16 protein-coding genes and 2 pseudogenes are annotated in these 17,692 nt (G+C 51.4%); 12 read left to right on the forward strand and 6 right to left on the reverse strand.

Annotated elements, in window-relative coordinates; translation table 11 throughout:
* Nucleotides 1–7: 7 nt before the first annotated feature.
* Entirely contained in the window at nt 8–916 is a 909-nt protein-coding gene (gene cysD, locus OGV65_RS11520; protein WP_003034152.1) for a sulfate adenylyltransferase subunit CysD, read from the reverse strand.
* 254 nt (nt 917–1,170) lie between these two features.
* Between cysD and OGV65_RS11525 the strand changes: the two genes are divergently transcribed.
* On the forward strand, nt 1,171–2,214 hold the full coding sequence (locus OGV65_RS11525; RefSeq protein WP_016157334.1) for an aminopeptidase: 1,044 nt from the start codon (nt 1,171–1,173) through the stop codon (nt 2,212–2,214).
* A 44-nt stretch (nt 2,215–2,258) separates the two neighbouring features.
* Here the strand turns inward: OGV65_RS11525 and cysH are convergent, their stop codons facing one another.
* The 3 genes from cysH to cysJ are packed head-to-tail and all read right to left on the reverse strand — an operon-like array spanning nt 2,259 to nt 6,520.
* Nucleotides 2,259–2,993 (reverse strand): phosphoadenosine phosphosulfate reductase, encoded by a 735-nt coding sequence (gene cysH, locus OGV65_RS11530; protein ID WP_103766735.1) that lies wholly within the window; start codon nt 2,991–2,993, stop codon nt 2,259–2,261.
* 15 nt (nt 2,994–3,008) lie between these two features.
* Complete coding sequence (cysI, locus tag OGV65_RS11535) at nt 3,009–4,721, reverse strand: assimilatory sulfite reductase (NADPH) hemoprotein subunit (RefSeq protein WP_016154216.1); 1,713 nt, start codon at nt 4,719–4,721, stop codon at nt 3,009–3,011.
* Nucleotides 4,721–6,520: an NADPH-dependent assimilatory sulfite reductase flavoprotein subunit gene (gene cysJ, locus OGV65_RS11540; protein ID WP_279263816.1), complete on the reverse strand. Its 1,800-nt coding sequence runs from the start codon at nt 6,518–6,520 to the stop codon at nt 4,721–4,723. Before cysJ ends, cysI begins: the two co-directional genes overlap by 1 nt.
* A gap of 305 nt (nt 6,521–6,825) precedes the next feature.
* On the opposite strand from cysJ, the gene queD reads away from it, so the two are divergent.
* The 3 genes and pseudogenes from queD to OGV65_RS11555 form a co-directional block, all read left to right on the forward strand.
* Nucleotides 6,826–7,188 (forward strand): 6-carboxytetrahydropterin synthase QueD, encoded by a 363-nt coding sequence (gene queD, locus OGV65_RS11545; RefSeq protein ID WP_043017394.1) that lies wholly within the window; start codon nt 6,826–6,828, stop codon nt 7,186–7,188.
* Nucleotides 7,189–7,334: 146 nt separating this feature from the next.
* A pseudogene (locus OGV65_RS25500) lies at nt 7,335–7,456 on the forward strand (hypothetical protein); the annotation flags it as partial.
* Nucleotides 7,451–7,576: pseudogene (locus OGV65_RS11555) on the forward strand (hypothetical protein); the annotation flags it as partial. The pseudogenes OGV65_RS25500 and OGV65_RS11555, both read left to right, overlap by 6 nt.
* 52 nt (nt 7,577–7,628) lie before the next feature.
* On the opposite strand, the gene queE reads toward OGV65_RS11555, so the two are convergent.
* Nucleotides 7,629–8,300, reverse strand: a complete 672-nt coding sequence (queE, locus tag OGV65_RS11560) for a 7-carboxy-7-deazaguanine synthase QueE (RefSeq protein WP_016154229.1) — start codon at nt 8,298–8,300, stop codon at nt 7,629–7,631.
* 113 nt (nt 8,301–8,413) lie between these two features.
* Nucleotides 8,414–9,070, reverse strand: a complete 657-nt coding sequence (locus OGV65_RS11565) for a winged helix-turn-helix transcriptional regulator (protein WP_046276166.1) — start codon at nt 9,068–9,070, stop codon at nt 8,414–8,416.
* Nucleotides 9,071–9,453: 383 nt separating this feature from the next.
* Here OGV65_RS11565 and OGV65_RS11570 point away from each other — a divergent pair, with 383 nt between their 5' ends.
* The 8 genes from OGV65_RS11570 (at nt 9,454) to OGV65_RS11605 (ending at nt 17,669) form a co-directional block, all read left to right on the forward strand.
* Nucleotides 9,454–10,086: a winged helix-turn-helix transcriptional regulator gene (locus tag OGV65_RS11570; RefSeq protein WP_047499398.1), complete on the forward strand. Its 633-nt coding sequence runs from the start codon at nt 9,454–9,456 to the stop codon at nt 10,084–10,086.
* A gap of 400 nt (nt 10,087–10,486) precedes the next feature.
* Entirely contained in the window at nt 10,487–11,017 is a 531-nt protein-coding gene (locus tag OGV65_RS11575) for a fimbrial protein (protein ID WP_047499397.1), read from the forward strand.
* An 88-nt stretch (nt 11,018–11,105) separates the two neighbouring features.
* Entirely contained in the window at nt 11,106–11,780 is a 675-nt protein-coding gene (locus tag OGV65_RS11580) for a fimbrial biogenesis chaperone (RefSeq protein ID WP_370916317.1), read from the forward strand.
* A 59-nt stretch (nt 11,781–11,839) separates the two neighbouring features.
* Entirely contained in the window at nt 11,840–14,419 is a 2,580-nt protein-coding gene (locus OGV65_RS11585; protein WP_286454972.1) for a fimbria/pilus outer membrane usher protein, read from the forward strand.
* Nucleotides 14,420–14,486: 67 nt separating this feature from the next.
* On the forward strand, nt 14,487–15,455 hold the full coding sequence (locus OGV65_RS11590) for a fimbrial protein (RefSeq protein WP_286454973.1): 969 nt from the start codon (nt 14,487–14,489) through the stop codon (nt 15,453–15,455).
* A 39-nt stretch (nt 15,456–15,494) separates the two neighbouring features.
* Nucleotides 15,495–16,031, forward strand: a complete 537-nt coding sequence (locus tag OGV65_RS11595; protein ID WP_047499395.1) for a fimbrial protein — start codon at nt 15,495–15,497, stop codon at nt 16,029–16,031.
* Nucleotides 16,032–16,062: 31 nt separating this feature from the next.
* A complete protein-coding gene (locus tag OGV65_RS11600) occupies nt 16,063–16,563 on the forward strand; it encodes a fimbrial protein (protein WP_286454974.1) in 501 nt (166 codons plus the stop codon).
* An 80-nt stretch (nt 16,564–16,643) separates the two neighbouring features.
* Nucleotides 16,644–17,669, forward strand: a complete 1,026-nt coding sequence (locus tag OGV65_RS11605; RefSeq protein WP_286454975.1) for a fimbrial protein — start codon at nt 16,644–16,646, stop codon at nt 17,667–17,669.
* The last annotated feature ends 23 nt before the right edge of the window (nt 17,670–17,692 follow it).

Consider the following 17,692-nt stretch of genomic DNA (forward strand, 5'->3'; position numbering starts at 1 on the left):
CGGCTCCTTAGAAATACCCCTGACGTTTCTTCAGCTCCATGGAGCCCGCCTGGTCGCGGTCAATCACGCGGCCCTGACGTTCACTGGTGGTTGAGACCAGCATCTCTTCGATGATTTCAGGCAGCGTCTGCGCATTCGACTCCACCGCGCCTGTTAACGGCCAGCAGCCGAGCGTACGGAAACGCACCATGCGTTTTTTAATCACTTCCCCCGGTTGCAGATCGATTCTGTCGTCATCAATCATCATCAGCATGCCGTCGCGTTCCAGCACCGGACGCTCCGCCGCCAGGTACAGCGGCACGATGTCGATATTTTCCAGCCAGATGTACTGCCAGATATCCTGTTCAGTCCAGTTGGAGAGCGGGAATACGCGAATGCTTTCGCCTTTGTTAATCTGTCCGTTGTAGTTATGCCACAGTTCCGGACGCTGATTTTTAGGGTCCCAGCGATGAAAACGATCGCGGAAAGAATAAATGCGCTCCTTGGCACGCGATTTCTCTTCGTCACGACGAGCGCCACCGAACGCGGCGTCGAAACCGTATTTGTTCAACGCCTGCTTCAACCCTTCGGTTTTCATAATATCGGTATGCTTGGCGCTACCGTGAACAAACGGGTTGATGCCCATCGCCACCCCTTCCGGGTTTTTATGCACCAGCAGTTCACAACCGTAGGCTTTCGCCGTGCGGTCACGAAACTCGTACATCTCGCTGAATTTCCAGCCGGTATCAACGTGCAGCAGAGGGAACGGCAACGTGCCAGGATAAAACGCTTTGCGCGCCAGATGCAGCATTACGCTGGAATCTTTGCCGATGGAATACATCATCACCGGATTCGAAAACTCGGCGGCCACCTCACGAATAATATGGATGCTTTCCGCTTCCAGTTGCCGCAGGTGGGTAAGTCGTTTTTGATCCATAACCGTTCCTATGTAATGCCGTTATTTTGCTAACGATGCTCAGATAACCTGACTATAGGGAGGGCAAGAGGGCGAATGAAATTACGAATTGGAATGAGTAGTTCCTCAAAGGAATAACGATCCGGAAAAGCAAATATCAAAAAGTGCTTAAGCTACCGAATTTAGGGCATTTAGGAGCAAATGAAATTGTTTTACCTCGATCACGGTTTCATACTAGCGGCTAAAAATTTCTGCTTGGTATTTAAGGACTCATTATGTTTTCCGCAACGCGCCCCCTTCTTGCAATCCTGGCGCTCGGCGCGTGCTTTATCCTTCCCGCACAGGCAACATCTTCCAAACCTGGAGATATCGCAAATACCCAGGCTCGATATATCGCAACGTTTTTCCCAGGCCGCGTAACCGGCTCTCCGGCAGAAATGTTGTCTGCTGATTATATTCGCCAGCAATTTCAGCAGATGGGCTACAGCAGTGATATTCGAACGTTTAATAGCCGTTATGTTTATACCGCCAAAAATAACCGTAAAAACTGGCATAACGTCACGGGGAGTACCGTTATTGCCGCACATGAGGGTAAAGCGCCACAGCAGATTATTATCATGGCGCACCTCGACACCTACGCCGCACAGAGCGACGCCGATTCCGATGCCAATCTGGGTGGATTGACCCTGCAAGGTATTGATGACAACGCCGCAGGACTTGGCGTGATGCTGGAACTGGCGGAAAAACTCAAAGACGTGCCGACGCAGTACGGCATTCGATTTATCGCCACCAGCGGCGAGGAAGAAGGCAAACTGGGCGCGGAGAACATCCTGAAGCGAATGAGCGCCGCCGAGAAGAAAAATACGCTGCTGGTTATCAACCTCGATAACCTGATCGTCGGCGATAAGCTCTATTTCAATAGCGGTAAGAAAACCCCGGAAGCGGTGCGAAAATTGACGCGCGACCGGGCACTGGCCATCGCGCACAGCCGCGGTATCGTAGCCAGCACCAATCCTGGACTGAACAAAAACTATCCGAAAGGTACTGGATGTTGTAACGACGCAGAGGTCTTCGACAACGCAGGCATTGCCGTGCTCTCCGTTGAAGCAACCAACTGGAGTCTGGGCAAGAAAGATGGCTATCAACAGCGCGCCAAAAGCGCCTCGTTCCCGGCAGGCAACAGCTGGCACGATGTGCGACTGGATAACCAGCAGCATATCGATAAAGCCTTACCGGGCAGGATAGAGCACCGTAGCCGCGACGTGGTACGCATTATGCTCCCGTTGGTAAAAGAACTGGCAAAGGCGGGAAAATCCTGACGAAGAAGCCCGGTAATATGTAAACATTACCGGGCTTTTATCTTTTACCCTTCGTGCAATCCGCACTCGCGCTTCAATCCGAAGAACCGCGTCTCTTCTTCCGCCATACCCGGCTCCCATTTGCGGGTGGTATGGGTATCACCCACTGACAGATAGCCCTGATCCCACAGTGGATGGTATTTCAGGCCGTACTTTTGCAGGTACTGGTAAACGGTACGGTTGTCCCAGTCGATGATCGGCAGCACTTTAAACACGCCACGCTGGATAGCCAACACCGGCAAATGCGCCCGGCTGCCCGACTGCTCGCGGCGCAGACCGGCAAACCAGGTTTGCGCATTGAGTTCTTTAAGCGCGCGGTTCATCGGCTCGACTTTGTTGATCTCATTGTATTTCTCAATGCCTTCAACGCCCTGCTCCCACAGTTTGCCGTAGCGCGCTTCCTGCCAGGCCGCGCTCTCCTTCGCCCGGTAGACTTGCAGATTAAGCTTGAGCTTGTCTGTTAACTCATCAATAAACTGGTAGGTTTCCGGGAACAAATAGCCGGTATCGGTGAGGATCACCGGGATATCTGGGTGAACCTGATTCACCAGGTGCAGGCTTACTGCCGCCTGGATACCAAAGCTTGATGACAGTACATATTCACCAGGCAGGTTTTCCAGCGCCCACGCCACGCGCCCTTCAGCGTCCAGCTTTTCGAGCTGTGCGTTGGTTTCCGCCAGCGCCAGAATGCGGTCGACTTTTGGCAGGTCATTAAGGGCGTTTAGATCGAGTACGGACATAATTACCTCTCGTGGTTACTCCCAGAAATCCCGGGCGGGATCGAGCACCGGGCGAATGATGCCCGCACGCACCGTAAAATCACCGAAGCCTTCACCCGCTTCGCGCTCTTTCGCCCAGCGCCCAACCAGTTCGTCAACGGAGTCGAGAATTTCCGATTCCGTAATATTTTCGCGATACATACGCGGAATGCGCGTGCCCATGCGGTTACCGCCAAGGTGTACGTTGTAGCGCCCCGGGGCTTTACCCACCAGGCCCAGTTCCGCCAGCATCGCGCGGCCGCAGCCGTTCGGGCAGCCTGTAACGCGCATCACAATATGCTCGTCAGGAATGCCGTGTTTTTCGAGAATAGCTTCCACTTTATCAGTGAACGATGGCAGGAAACGTTCGGCCTCCGCCATCGCCAGCGGACAGGTCGGGAACGACACGCAGGCCATCGAGTTTTCACGCTGCGGCTTCACCGCATTCATCAATCCGTGATCGCGCGCCAGCTTCTCGATCTTCGCTTTTTGGCTTTCCGGCACACCAGCAATGATCAGGTTCTGGTTGGCGGTGATGCGGAAATCCCCTTTGTGGATCTTCGCGATCTCCAGCAGGCCGGTTTTCAGCGGACGGCCCGGATAATCCAGGATACGGCCGTTTTCAATAAACAGCGTCAGGTGCCAGTTATTGTCGATCCCTTTTACCCATCCAATACGATCGCCGCGACCGGTGAACTCGTACGGGCGGATCGGCTCAAATTTAATACCCGCGCGACGCTCCACTTCCTCTTTGAACGTGTCGATACCAACGCGTTCAAGCGTGTATTTGGTTTTGGCGTTTTTACGATCGGTACGATTACCCCAGTCGCGCTGCGTGGTAACAACCGCTTCCGCCACCGCCAGCGTGTGCTCCAGCGGCAGATAGCCGAATTCGCTCGCGGTGCGGGCGTAGGTTTTCTTATTGCCGTGCTCAATCGACAAACCACCGCCGACCAGCAGGTTAAAGCCCACCAGCTTGCCGTTTTCGGCAATCGCTACGAAGTTCATGTCGTTGGCGTGCAGATCGATGTCGTTCTGCGGCGGGATTACGACCGTGGTTTTAAACTTACGCGGCAGATAGGTTTGACCGAGGATCGGCTCTTCGTCGGTGGTCGCAACCTTCTCCTGATCCAGCCAAATTTCTGCATAGGCGCGAGTACGCGGCAGCAGATGTTCGGAGATCTTCTTCGCCCATTCATAGGCTTGGGCGTGCAGCTCGGACTCGTACGGGTTAGAGGTACACAGAACGTTACGGTTCATGTCGTTGGCGGTCGCCAGCGCGTCCAGCCCGACCGAATGCAGCATCTGGTGTACCGGCTTAACGTTCTTCTTCAGAATGCCGTGAAACTGGAAGGTCTGACGGTTGGTCAGACGAATGCTGCCATAAATCGTGTTGTCATGGGCGAACGTGTCGATCGCCTGCCACTGTTTGGTGGTGATCACCCCACCCGGCAGACGGCAGCGCAGCAGCATCGCGTGACGCGGCTCCAGCTTTTGCTCGGCTCGTTCGGCGCGGATATCGCGGTCATCCTGCTGGTACATACCGTGAAAACGGATCAGCAGGAAGTTGTCGCCTTTGAAGCCGCCGGTCAGGCCGTCGTTTAAATCTTCGGCAATCGTACCGCGCAGATAGTTGCTTTCCAGCTTCATACGCTCAGCGTCGGACAGCTTGCCTTCGACCACCAATGGTCCTGGGTATTTTTCGCTCATTAGTAGACATCTCGCTGATAACGGCGCTCAATGCGCAGCTCACTTAAAAATTCATCCGCCGCTTCGATATCCATAGCACCGAATTCGGCAATCACTTCCAGCAAAGCCTGCTCAACGTCTTTCGCCATGCGATTGGCGTCGCCGCAGACATAAATGTGGGCACCGTCGTTTATCCAGCGCCACAGTTCCGCACCCTGTTGGCGCAGTTTGTCTTGTACGTATATTTTTTCTTTCTGGTCACGGGACCAGGCGAGATCGATACGGCTCAGCACACCTTCTTTGACGTAGCGCTGCCATTCCACCTGGTACAGGAAATCTTCGGTAAAGTGTGGGTTGCCAAAAAACAGCCAGTTTTTGCCTTCGGCTCCGTCAGCCGCACGCTGCTGCATAAATGCACGGAATGGCGCAATCCCCGTGCCCGGTCCAATCATAATCACCGGTGTCTGCGGGTTAGCCGGCAGGCGGAAGTTATCGTTGTGTTCGATGAACACACGCACTTCGCCCTCTTCTTCCACGCGATCGGCGAGGAAACTGGACGCACCGCCAGCACGGGCCCGACCTTCAATGTCATAACGCACCACGCCCACGGTGACGTGCACTTCGCTTTCCACTTCCGCCTGGGAAGAGGCAATAGAATACAAACGCGGCGTCAGCGGGCGCAGAAGATCAACCAACGTTTGGGCGTCCAGTTGCGCTGGGGAGAAGCGCACCATATCGACGATTGGCGTGGTTGCGGCGTAATGCTGCAATTGCGCTTTGTCGCCCACCAGCGGCAGCAGAGAGTCGCTACGGGTTAAAGTGGCATAGTTCTCGACGATATTGCCGGTGTTAACCGTCAGCTCGAAATGCCACTGCAGCGCTTCGGTGAGCGACAGGGTTTTGCCGTCAACCGTGACCGGCTCATCTCCTTTCAGCCACAGCAATTCAACCAGCTCTTTGACCAGTGCCGGATCGTTCTGATACCAGACTCCTAAGGCATCGCCCGGCTGGTAGCGCAGGCCGGAATTGCCGAGATCGATTTCAATATGGCGCACATCTTTTTCCGAGTCGCGACCGGTGATTTTCTGATTCACCGCAAGCGACGCCGTCAGTGGTGTTTCTTTGGTGTACGGGCTGGTGTGTACTTCGTTTACCGCACCGCTCGCAGCAACTTGCACAGACGATGCCGCAGGCGCACGCGCTTTCAGGACATCAACCAGACGGGCACGCCATTCGGCTGCCGCGCCCTGGTATTCGACGTCGGCATCCACGCGGTCAAGCAAGCGTTCACCGCCCAGCTCAGCCAGTTTTGCATCGAAGTCTTTTCCTGACTGACAGAAAAACTCGTAAGAAGTGTCACCAAGACCAAACACGGCAAAAGCGGTGTTATCAAGCTTCGGCGCTTTTTTCGAGAACAGGAATTTATGCAACGCTACGGCTTCTTCCGCCGGTTCACCTTCCCCTTGCGTCGACGCCACTACGATCAGCAATTTCTCATTGGCGATTTGTTTGAATTTATAGTCGCCAGCATTGGTGAGAGTGACGTTGAGCTTTGCAGCGATCAGATCATCGCGCAGGGCTTCCGCCACACGACGCGCATTACCGGTTTGCGAGGCGGAGATAAGCGTAATGCCAGGCATTTCAGCAGCAGGCGCAGGAGTCGCCGCATTGCTGCCTGGCTGCTGATTCAGCACGCCCCAAAAATAGCCAGAAACCCACGCAAGCTGTGCGGGAGTGAAATCGGTCGTGGCCGCCTGAAGGCGTGCCAGTTGCTCCGGGTTTAGCGGTAGCAGAGCGGAAGGTGGGGCCTGTGTCGTCATGCGTTGTCATGTTCCAGTAAGCAAAGCGGATTTCAGCAATAAAACCCAAACTGAAGATAAGGTTAACGGCGGGGATAGTAACAATTAAAGAAGGGATAGAAATAACAAATAACCAAATGAACTAACCTGTTTTAGTTATAGTTATTAACAGCAAAACAGATTGGATAACTATATGATATATCAATAATTATTAAATATTACCATCATGAATCGGTCGTTCTGATACTCAGCGCCCTTTTAACTAATGATAAAATTCGCTCTTTACGGTACCCTACGGCGGTTTTTCGCATTCTTGAGAGTAAAAAATGTCCACCACCTTGTTTAAAGATTTCACCTTCGAAGCCGCTCACCGCCTGCCGCATGTACCGGAAGGGCATAAGTGTGGCCGCCTGCATGGTCACTCATTTATGGTGCGTCTTGAAATTACCGGTGAAGTCGATCCGCATACCGGTTGGATCATGGATTTTTCTGAGTTAAAAGCCGCGTTTAAGCCAACTTACGACAGACTCGATCACTACTATCTGAACGATATTCCTGGCTTAGAAAACCCAACCAGTGAAGTGCTGGCAAAATGGATTTGGGATCAGGTTAAACCGGTCGTCCCTCTGCTGAGTGCCGTAATGGTGAAAGAGACCTGCACGGCGGGTTGTGTTTATCGCGGCGAGTGATTGTATCGTCTGTGGCAACGGTCAATTTTCCTTAACTAACACTCTGTTAGGGTTATGTGCTCTGGATATCTGGAGCACAACATGTCTGACGATTTCGATATTATTATTATCGGTGCAGGGATAGCGGGCACCGCTTGTGCTTTACGCTGCGTGCCCGCTATGTGGTACTGGCGGAAGGGGCAATAACCTGCTGGCCGAGCGTTATGGATTCCTGCCTCGTCCCTCGACAACCGCAATGGCATTAGGCATTAAAGAGACTTTGGCGCTGAACAAAGGGATTTTCCGCGATTTAACCCAGCACACCGATGTGATCCTGAAAAAGTCGTATGAAGTGTTGCATGGCGGCCTGAATAACGTCAATTCGATTCAGAGCTGGTCTAACGCATAAGGTTGTCCGGCCTGCATGTAGCACTCAATGCAGGCCGATAAACCCATTATCATCAGGCAATATTCAGATATTTATGGGTCTGCATCGACAGACGCCAGTTCCGCGCAATACAGGTATCAATACACAAACGCGTGGCATCTTCTTTCTGGCTGATTGGCTGTAAGGCGATGATGCGCGGTTTGTCGTCACTCAATGTAGCCAGCAGTTCATCCAGCGCTTCAATATCGCGAACGCGACCAACCGGATGTTTGATTTCATTCGCACGCTCCAGCGCCTGCGACAGCACATCATAACCGCCGCGCATATTCACCTTCGGCGATACGGTCACCCAGGTATTCGGCGTACAGCGCACTTCGTGGGTACCGCTGGTTTCAATCTGGCAGCTAAAGCCGTTCTTTTCCAGCAGGTCTGTCAGCGGCATCAGGTCATGAATGCAGGGCTCGCCACCGGTTATCACCACGTGACGGGCGGTATAGCCCTGACGCACAATGACCGCCAGCAGATCCTCGCTGCTCGCCGCGCCCCATTTATCGCTCTCTTTGGTCTTAGCCAGGATGCTGTACAGGGAAACTTCCCGATCCTCAAGCTTATCCCAGGTGTGTTTGGTATCGCACCAGGCACAGCCAACCGGGCATCCCTGTAAACGAATAAAAATGGCGGGGACGCCGGTAAAGTAACCCTCACCTTGCAGGGTCTGGAACATCTCGTTAATCGGGTACTGCATAGTCATCTCTGTGAGGGGGATAAAGCATAAGTATCGCAGATTTCGGTCATCAGGTCATGTACGGGAGCCGCCGCGCCTCTGTGGCTTCAGGTGCTGTCGCCAGCGGTGATGATTTAATATTTTGAAGGTATGTTGTTTATCGCTCTGAGCAGGCCTTTTTCAGTCTCGATATAATTTCCAGTCTTCAGCTGAGCCAGTATCTTCATGATGCTGCTGCGTGACAGAAAGGTACGGCTTAAAATATAAGAAACAATGCTGACATTATTTCTCACTTCTTCTGTTTCATCCATCAGTTCATAGAGCTGATAGCATATAATCTCATAAGAAGATAATGCCGAGATCTTCGTGCAGTGATCGAACATTCTTGTCGCACTATAAATTAATAGCGCGGCTACGCCTTTCCACAGGTTACTCCTGTCGATAATCCGGTTAGCATCGGCAATAGAAAGCACGCTAATATCAGAAGTCTCATTCGTTCTGATATAGAAATAATCATGCTCCAGCAACTGCGTACTTAAGCCAAATATGTAGGGAGCTGATTCTGAATTTAAGGCAATACCGTCGGCATGGCGATAAAGCGTAATGTTACCGTGATGAAGTAAAAAACATTTATGTTCCCCTTCCACTCTAAAGTTAAGTGACTGCTTATTGGCGAGCGTCAACTTATTGGCTGAAGGTGTAAGGATGCTTATCAGTTGATTGATATCAGCCAGAGGCTTTTTGTGTCTGATGCTGTAACTTATTGAGGTAGCTCTTTTTTTATTATTCACAAATAAATCCCTCCATAGGCTTATGAACATCCCCCTAACGCACTCCCCTCACATAAACGATAATTATGATAATTGTTTTAGATTTTTAAAAGTTGTTTATGGGTGTAAAATTACACCCATAAACAACTTGCATAAATATCCATAATACTATTATGGGTAATGAATTCATTCTTCTTAAAAATCATCCAATTTGATATTACAGCCATTTTAGTAAAAGGAAATAAGTAATAAAACCATAAATTATTTATCAGAATTATTTTGTTATATAAACAAAATTAAATATTACTTTGAAGATATTGATTTAAAAAGAAATAAGATTAAGATCTATCGGATAATTCTGAGTCAAATTTTAAGTGAGCGTCAATCAACATGAGGAGTATGTTATGGATACCGAACATCCGGATCGCAGTCTGATCCTCTCCGCTACCGCCGAACTGCTGGAAAGCCTGGCTCCTCTGGCGACTTTTGCTATGTATCCTCCCAACACCCGGTTATATCTTTATAATAATGGCGTTGCGTACTGCTATCTGGTACGAAGCGGCGTGTGCAACGTCTATCATCAGACGAGTGAAATTCTGCTGGGCACGCTGTATGTGCCAGGGATCATGGGTCTCAGTGGAACACTTTACGCCGAGGCGGGGATGTTTATTCAGACCCACAGTACCTCTGAGATCGCCATTACCCGTACCGATAAGGTCAACCAGTTCGTCACCGAGCACAATCTCTGGAGGCTGCTGGCCTGCCATAGCCTCAGAGTCACCTCACGACTGTATACGATAAATACCAGGCTCATGGCCACCTGTGCCTATGAAATTGTCCGCGTTCAGTTACAGGAGTTGATGAGTGAACCAGCGGAATACAGACATGATGTTTCTGCCGCGCAGTATATCCAGCAGAAAACCAGCCTTTCACGTAGCAGCATTATGAAAATCCTCGCACAGCTTAAAAAGGGGGGCTATATCAGCATTGAAAACGGCATCCTTTTGACAATCGAGCATCTTCCGTTAAAGTACTAACCTATTGTATCAACGAAGAAAAATAACGTACTCTCTTCGATGAAATGTTTACCCTTATAATATGTTCTTGTTTTGTTAACTGACAGTCGCTATTTTCCCAAGACTTACTACCCCTCTGGCATAACCCTTTTATCGCGGAAAACACACAGGGTGTAAAATTACACCCAAAAAAGTGTTGCCGGATATTTTGAAATGTACAAGAATAATCTCATACAAATTATAACGTTTGACAAACCCGTTTTAAATATAAAAGCAGGGAACTGTCATTCTTATTAATATTATCATTAGAGATCTGTGAGCCTGGAAACGGGACGATATTCTATTGATAAATTTCAAAAAGCTGCCGTTTGCCTGGCAATACATTAATACTAATAAATTGAATATACTCAAGGAATAGATCATGAAAAGCAAATTACTGCCACTGGGAGTGCTGATTTCGTCTCTGGCTGGAGTTTCAGCGATGGCAGCTGATGGGGAGGTGAATTTTAACGGCGAGATTATTGATGCCGCCTGTAAAGTCACCAATAGTCCGGCCAGTCCGCTGACGGTGACACTAGGTCAGGTCAGTAAGAGCGCCTTTACCAACGCAGGCTCTACTGCTGCACCGACCAAATTCACGTTGCAGCTCACGGATTGCCCGGTAAGCGCAACCAAGGCGGCCGTGAAGTTTGACGGCTCCCCGGTGACAGGGAGTCCTGGCGTGCTGGCCCTGACCGCAGAAACTGGCGTGGCAGGCGGCGTGGGGATTCAATTATACGACGATGCCAATACCGCGATTCCGCTGTATAACGCATCCAAACAATACCCTCTGACGTCAGGTACCGGCGTGGTGAATAATCTGGATTTTATTGCGCGCTATATCGCCACATCGACAACGGTGACCGCAGGAAAGGCTAATTCAATGGCAAGTTTCACCATTGTTTATAATTAATAGCCCGTCATACCTGCATAACGAAATTGTTATTCGGACCGATGGATTATTGTCGGTCCGTCCTCACTCTTTTAATGAATGACTAATGATGAAACTTATTCCTCTCACCTTGCTGACTGCACTAATAATAACCTCCGGGTTAGCCCAGGCTGGCCTGATTGTGGGTGGCACCCGCTTAATTTACGATGGGAGTAAGAAAGAGTCTTCAATTAATGTGAGCAACCCGGACCATGCACCTTATCTGGTGCAAAGCTGGGTCGAACCGGAAATTAATCGCGCAGAGAAAACGCCGTTTGTGATCACCCCGCCGTTATTTCGTCTGGACGGCGGGCAGGAAAATGTCTTGCGCGTCGTGCGGGCGGGCGGGAATCTACCGCAGGACAGGGAATCGCTGTACTGGCTGAATATTAAGAGTATCCCCTCGATAGAAAAAGATCAGGGTAAAAACCTGCTGCAGATCGCGGTCAAGACGCGCATCAAACTGATCTATCGCCCTGAAGGTTTAACAGGCTCCGCGGAAGTGTTAACCCATAAGCTTTCCTGGCAGCGCCGCGGCAACCGGCTGGAGGTGAGTAACCCGACCTCATTTTATATGAATTTCCAGAGCGTTACCGTTGCAGGTAAAGAGCTGGAAGATGCCCGGTATATTGCGCCGCAGAGTAGCGCCATTTTTGAATTACCCAGCGGTGCGGGTAATAGCGTGAGCTGGAAAATTATTAATGATTACGGCGGAATCGGCGAGCTTCATAGTGCTTCGTTCTGATAAATAACAGCACAGGAATCCGGCGTTAATTATTTACCCTTCAGGGAAGGACTACACAGATGGGGAGCCCAAAAAACCTGCGCGAATATCCACAAACCAATAATACCCGCAGGCTGATTTATCTTTTTTCGACACCCTTTTTACTATTAAATTTAACGACTTTTGCCTCACACGCCAGGGAATATTTTAATCCGCTGATGCTGGAAATTGACAACCCGCATCAGGAAAAGACCGATCTTAGCGTATTTGAAGAGGAAAACGGCCAGGCGCCGGGCGTTTACCGGGTCGATATCTCTGTTAACAACCAGTTTCAGGAAACCCGGGAAGTGGAATTCAGCATGCAGCCCGGCCCGGACGGGAAAGCGCTTCTGTCGCCATGCCTGAGCGTGAGCCAGCTTAACGCGATGGGAGTCAAAACCGACCTGTTCCCGGATCTGGGCGATGCCGCCGCGCCGTGCGCCAGGCTGGACGCGATCCCCCATGCTCGCGCAGAGTTTCGCTTTAGCGCGCAGCAACTGCTGTTGAGCATTCCGCAGGCCGCCATTGTGATGAATCCACGCGATTACGTTCCTGAAACGCAGTGGGATGATGGGATCACCGCCCTGCTGCTTAATTACAGCGTGAACGGTGCCAGTACCCGGGCACGGGATCGTAGCGGCACGGACAGTACGACCCAGTACGCCAACCTGCGTCCCGGCATGAATATCGGTCCCTGGCGGCTGCGTAATTACACGACTTTTCAGCGGGAGAATAACGGTCGCGACAGCTGGGACACCGTCTATAGCTATTTGTCCCGTGATATTCGTGTCCTGAAGAGCCAGCTGGTGCTGGGAGACAGCGCCTCCCCGTCCGATATTTTCGACAGCGTTCCTTTTCGCGGCGCGCAGTTGGCGTCCGACGAGGAGATGATCCCCGACAGCATGAAGGGCTATGCACCGGCGATCAAAGGCATCGCGCGAACCAATGCGCAGGTGATTATCCGCCAGAACGGGTATGTTATTTATCAGAGCTATGTGGCACCAGGCGCATTTGAAATCAACGACATGTACGCCACCGGCAGCAGCGGGGATCTCTATGTGACGATTAAAGAAGATAACGGCAGCGAGCAGAATCTCGTCGTACCGTTTGCCTCACTGCCGGTGCTCCAGCGTGAACAGCGGCTGAAATATTCACTGACCAGCGGCCAGTATCGTTCGTATGACCGCAGCGTGGAAAAGACGCCGTTTAGCCAGGCGACGCTGATCTACGGCCTGCCCCGGGGTTTTACCCTCTATGGCGGCGGCCAGTTCGCGGACCACTATCAGTCGCTGGCGCTGGGCGTCGGTAAAAATCTGGGGGAAATTGGCGCGCTTTCGCTGGACGTCACCCAGGGCTGGTCGAAGATACAGAGCCAGCCGAAGGAGAAAGGCCAGTCATGGCGGATCCGCTACAGCAAAAATATTGTCGAAACCGGGACTAACTTCGCCATTGCCGGTTATCGCTACTCGACCGATGGCTATTACACGCTGGCAGAAGTCATGGATACCTGGCGCGGCGGGAACACCCCGACGTTTTTCGAGCGCAGGCGTAACCGTACTGAACTGTCGCTGAGCCAGAATTTGTGGGAAAGAGCGGGTTCGCTGTCGCTGAGCCTGATAAACGAAGACTACTGGAACAGCGGCCGGACCCTGCGGTCGATGAGCGCCGGTTACAACAATAGCTGGAACGGCATCAGCTACGGGCTTAATTACAGCTATAACATTAACTCGACGTCGCGCAGCGGGGGCTCCGGCAAAGAAAAGGTCTATGAGCGCGACCAGGTGTTCTCACTGAACGTCAGCATTCCACTGAGCCACTGGTTAAGTAATACCCACGCGTCGTGGAACGTCAGCAGCAGCCAGAAAGGGAGCACCAATCACACCGTGGGACTCAATGGTACGACGCTTGAGGGCAATAACCTGAGCTGGAGCATCCAGCAGAGTTACGGCAGCCAGGGGACGGGCAACGGCGGCAATCTGAACGCCGACTATCGCGGAACCTATGCTGAAGTCACTGCAGGATATGCTTACGACAAAAACAGCCAGCGGCTGAACTACGGGCTACAGGGCGGGATAGTCGCGCACGCCAGCGGCGTCACCTTCGGCCAACCGCTGGGTGAAACCATGGCGCTGGTTCAGGCTCCGGGAGCCTCCGGGGTTGGCGTGAGCAATCAGAGCGGGGTGAAAACCGACTGGCGCGGCTATGCCATCGTGCCTTATACCTCGCCCTACCGTAAAAACCAGGTGCAGCTGAATACGCTGACGCTGCCCGATAACGTAGAGCTGATGCAGACCACCCGCAACGTGGTGCCGACGCGGGGAGCCGTGGTGCAGGCCAGCTTTAACGCCAGCGTGGGCCAGCGCGTGATGATGACGCTATTGCGACAGGGTGGAATGCCGGTGCCATTTGGCGCGACGGTCAGCGATACCGCGCAGAAAAGCGCCCAGGCATTTATCGTTGGCGATGGCGGACAGGTGTATCTGACCGGTCTGGCCGACCGCGGCGAACTAAGAGTGAAATGGGGGAACGGTGCAGAGCAGCAGTGTCAGGTGAATTATTCCCTGGATAAAGCGCCGCCGGAAAATAGCGATATTCAGATCATTAGCGAGCGATGTCATTAAGTAAATAACTTAGCCGTTCAAAAAATTAATTTTTTATCTGATACCTGTTGCGTATTGAGGTATACCAATGAGCAAAATGAAATTTCAGCAAATTATCTGGAGCGCTGCTTTTCTGATATGCAGCGCATTTCCTGCGCTTGCCACCTGCAGTATCGAACAACAAAAGGGGGTTATGGCCTGGGATAATATAGATATTGGTACAATCTATGCGCAACGTGATATTCCTGTGGGTCAGAAGATCGGTACGATAAAATTATTTCCGCCCTTTACTGGCTCATGGCTCGGTTGTCAGGGGGGAGAATTAATTTCAGTATCCATGTTTCGCGATGCAATTAGCGGTTTTCCCCATATCTATAATACGGGCATCCCCGGCGTCGGGATAAAGGTCTATTATACGGCGTTCACGCAAGATACATTTGATAACCCACCCAGGACAGGAACAATGGGACAGGGTGCAATCCCTGTCGATGGCTCCGGGCTGGGTCAGGGCGTAACGGTGGAGCTATATAAGACCGGACCGATAACATCAAAAAATATTGATAGCGGACTGTATTTTCAAAAAACCTATGACAACCTTGAGGTTGTCAGGGGAAGTATCGTCGCAGGTCAGGTTATTCAGTTAGCCTGTTCGCTAAACAGTTCAACGATTACCGTACCGTTGCCTGATGCTTTAGGCAGTGCGTTTACAGGAAGAGGTACAACTAAAGGCGATACTGCCTTTACCATCAATCTTAACTGTGATGCGGGCACCCGGATTAACGCATCGTTAAGTGGGACGCAAAGTGCAGAGACCTCCAATAACAGTATCCTGGCGTTATCAGGGGCCGGAACGTCAGGGGTTGCGAGAGGAATCGGGATCCAATTGCTGTATGACAATACGCCCCTGAAGCTGAATAACAACATCCTGCTGAAAACCTCAGCAGGCGGTCAGGAATTTCCTCCGGGCGCCTTTACCGCACGCTATTTTCAGACGAAAGATAACGTGACCGTGGGCAGCGCTAACGCCACTGCGACGCTCAATATTACTTATCAGTAGACGGCTCCGCCATCAGAGTTATACAAGGAGAGGAATAAAATGAATATTCATAAAAGATTCATTCATCTGGCGCTGGCGGGGCTGTATTTAGCGGCAACAATCAATATTGCCGGGGCCAATCCGGTCAATATTAATATTACCGGCAAAGTCGTCGCCTCACCTTGTACCGTTGACACCACCAAATCACAGCTCAATGTTAATTTGGGTGATGATATTCAGGCCACCGCCCTGGCACAGCCTGGTAACGTCACAACATTCAAAATCTTTTATTTAATCTTAAAAGATTGTCCTTTCGGCACAACATCGGTAACGGCGGCCTTTTCCGGAACGCCAGCAGCGAACAGCCCCGGGGAGTATGCCAATACCGGGACGGCAACCAATGTTAACGTACAGCTTAAAGAGAGTCTGGGTTCCGGTAACGGTAAGTTTTTAGGTCCGGGAACCACATTAAAGCGTAATGTTGCAACCGACCGCACAGTCTCCTTCCCGATAGGCGCGCGTGCCATTGCCGCAGCGGCAGACGTTATGCCCGGCACGATAGTGACTGTTTCACAAGTCACCTTCACCTATCAGTAAACCTGACTTCTCTGCTCAACGGGTGTTTATCATGCAGCAACAAATGAAATATGTTCTCCCGGCGCTTTGTCTGGCGTGCCCTGCATATGCCGCGGAGATCAATATCGGTGGTCATGTTGTGGCTTCTCCCTGCGTAGTCGATATCGCCTCGCAAAACCAGAGCGTTAATTTCGGCCAGCTCCGCTTAAATGAAATGCGCGCCGACGGAAATGCTTCCGCGTGGAAATCGTTTGAGGTAAGGCTTTTCAAATGCCCGGCAGGAACGACATCGGTGGACGTGACGTTCAACGGACAACCGGCAGCAGAAGATCCCACGTTGTATGCCAATACGGGGACCGCCGCCAACGCCGCCGTGCAAATGGCCCGGGACACGAACAAGGCGCAGGTGCAGGGCAACGGCAGCAGCATGAACGTCCCCGTTGACGCTCAGCGCAAGGCGACCTTTTTACTGGCTGGTCGGGTGATTGTCTCTGACACTACCCTCCCCGGTACGTTTACTTCCCTGGTACAAATGAATTTTACTTACCGATAAACAAAACCACCCTGCTTAGAGCCAGGCTCTGAATGGGTTGCTGAGAATAGTCACCTGAAATAGCGGTGAGGGTATGCGTTATGTTACAGATACAGAAGAATCATATATTCGTCCTGGTACTTGGGTTAACCGATGCATTTACTGCCTCTGTTGAAGCGGCCAGCTGTAATAATTCCGGCGGGTATTACACGTTCTCAGGAACGTTAAATTATCAACGTGACGACGCCACCATGAATGTCTTCAGTGATAAATTTGGATCTATTGGCAGCGAAGTATGGGGGTTGGGTTGCTTTGGGGATCCTGACGCCGACAGAGATGTGTACTTGCGTTTACAGGTTAATTCAGCCCCTGTTGCAGGTTATACCGATGTCTATCCCACGAATATCGACGGAATTGGCGTTCGTTATAATTTCGCCCTGAATTCAGGCTCACTGTCCTTTTGCCCGGTGCAGTTTGACGATCATATTTCAAACTCAACCCGGACTTACACCTGCCATATACTTAACAAGGACACGCAGGGTTTATCCATGGGAGCATCACTGCAATTTGTGAAAACAAAGCCCAATGTCGCCTCAGGAGCAATAACGACAATACCGTCTGTAACCTCAAGCTATTCGTTAAATAATCAAAGCGGGCAGTGGGATTTAAATCCCATCTGGTCAGGTGCGGGGTCAGTGGTGGTAACGGTCCAGGCCTGTGCAATAAATAACTCGAGTATCGCTGTTCCCCTGGATCCGGTATTAGCGGATAGTTTTACCGGAGCAGGAACCACCAAAGGCGATCGGACCTTCACGATAGACCTGAACTGTGATGCGGGCGCCCGCATTAACGCATCGTTAAGTGGGACGCAAAGTGCAGAGACCGCCAATGACAGTATCCTGGCGTTATCGGGAGCAGGAATGTCAGGAGTTGCGAGCGGAATCGGGATCCAACTGCTGTATGGCAATACGCCCCTGAAGCTGGATAACAACATCGTACTGAAAACCTCAGCAGGCGGGCAGGAATTTCCTCCGGGAGCCTTTACCGCACGCTATTTTCAGACGAAAAACAACGTGACCGCAGGCAGCGCTAACGCCACTGCGACGCTCAATATTACTTATCAGTAGGCAACTTCGCCATCAGAGTTATA

Source organism: Citrobacter sp. Cb004 (genome assembly GCF_030337065.1).
Lineage (GTDB): Bacteria > Pseudomonadota > Gammaproteobacteria > Enterobacterales > Enterobacteriaceae > Citrobacter > Citrobacter braakii.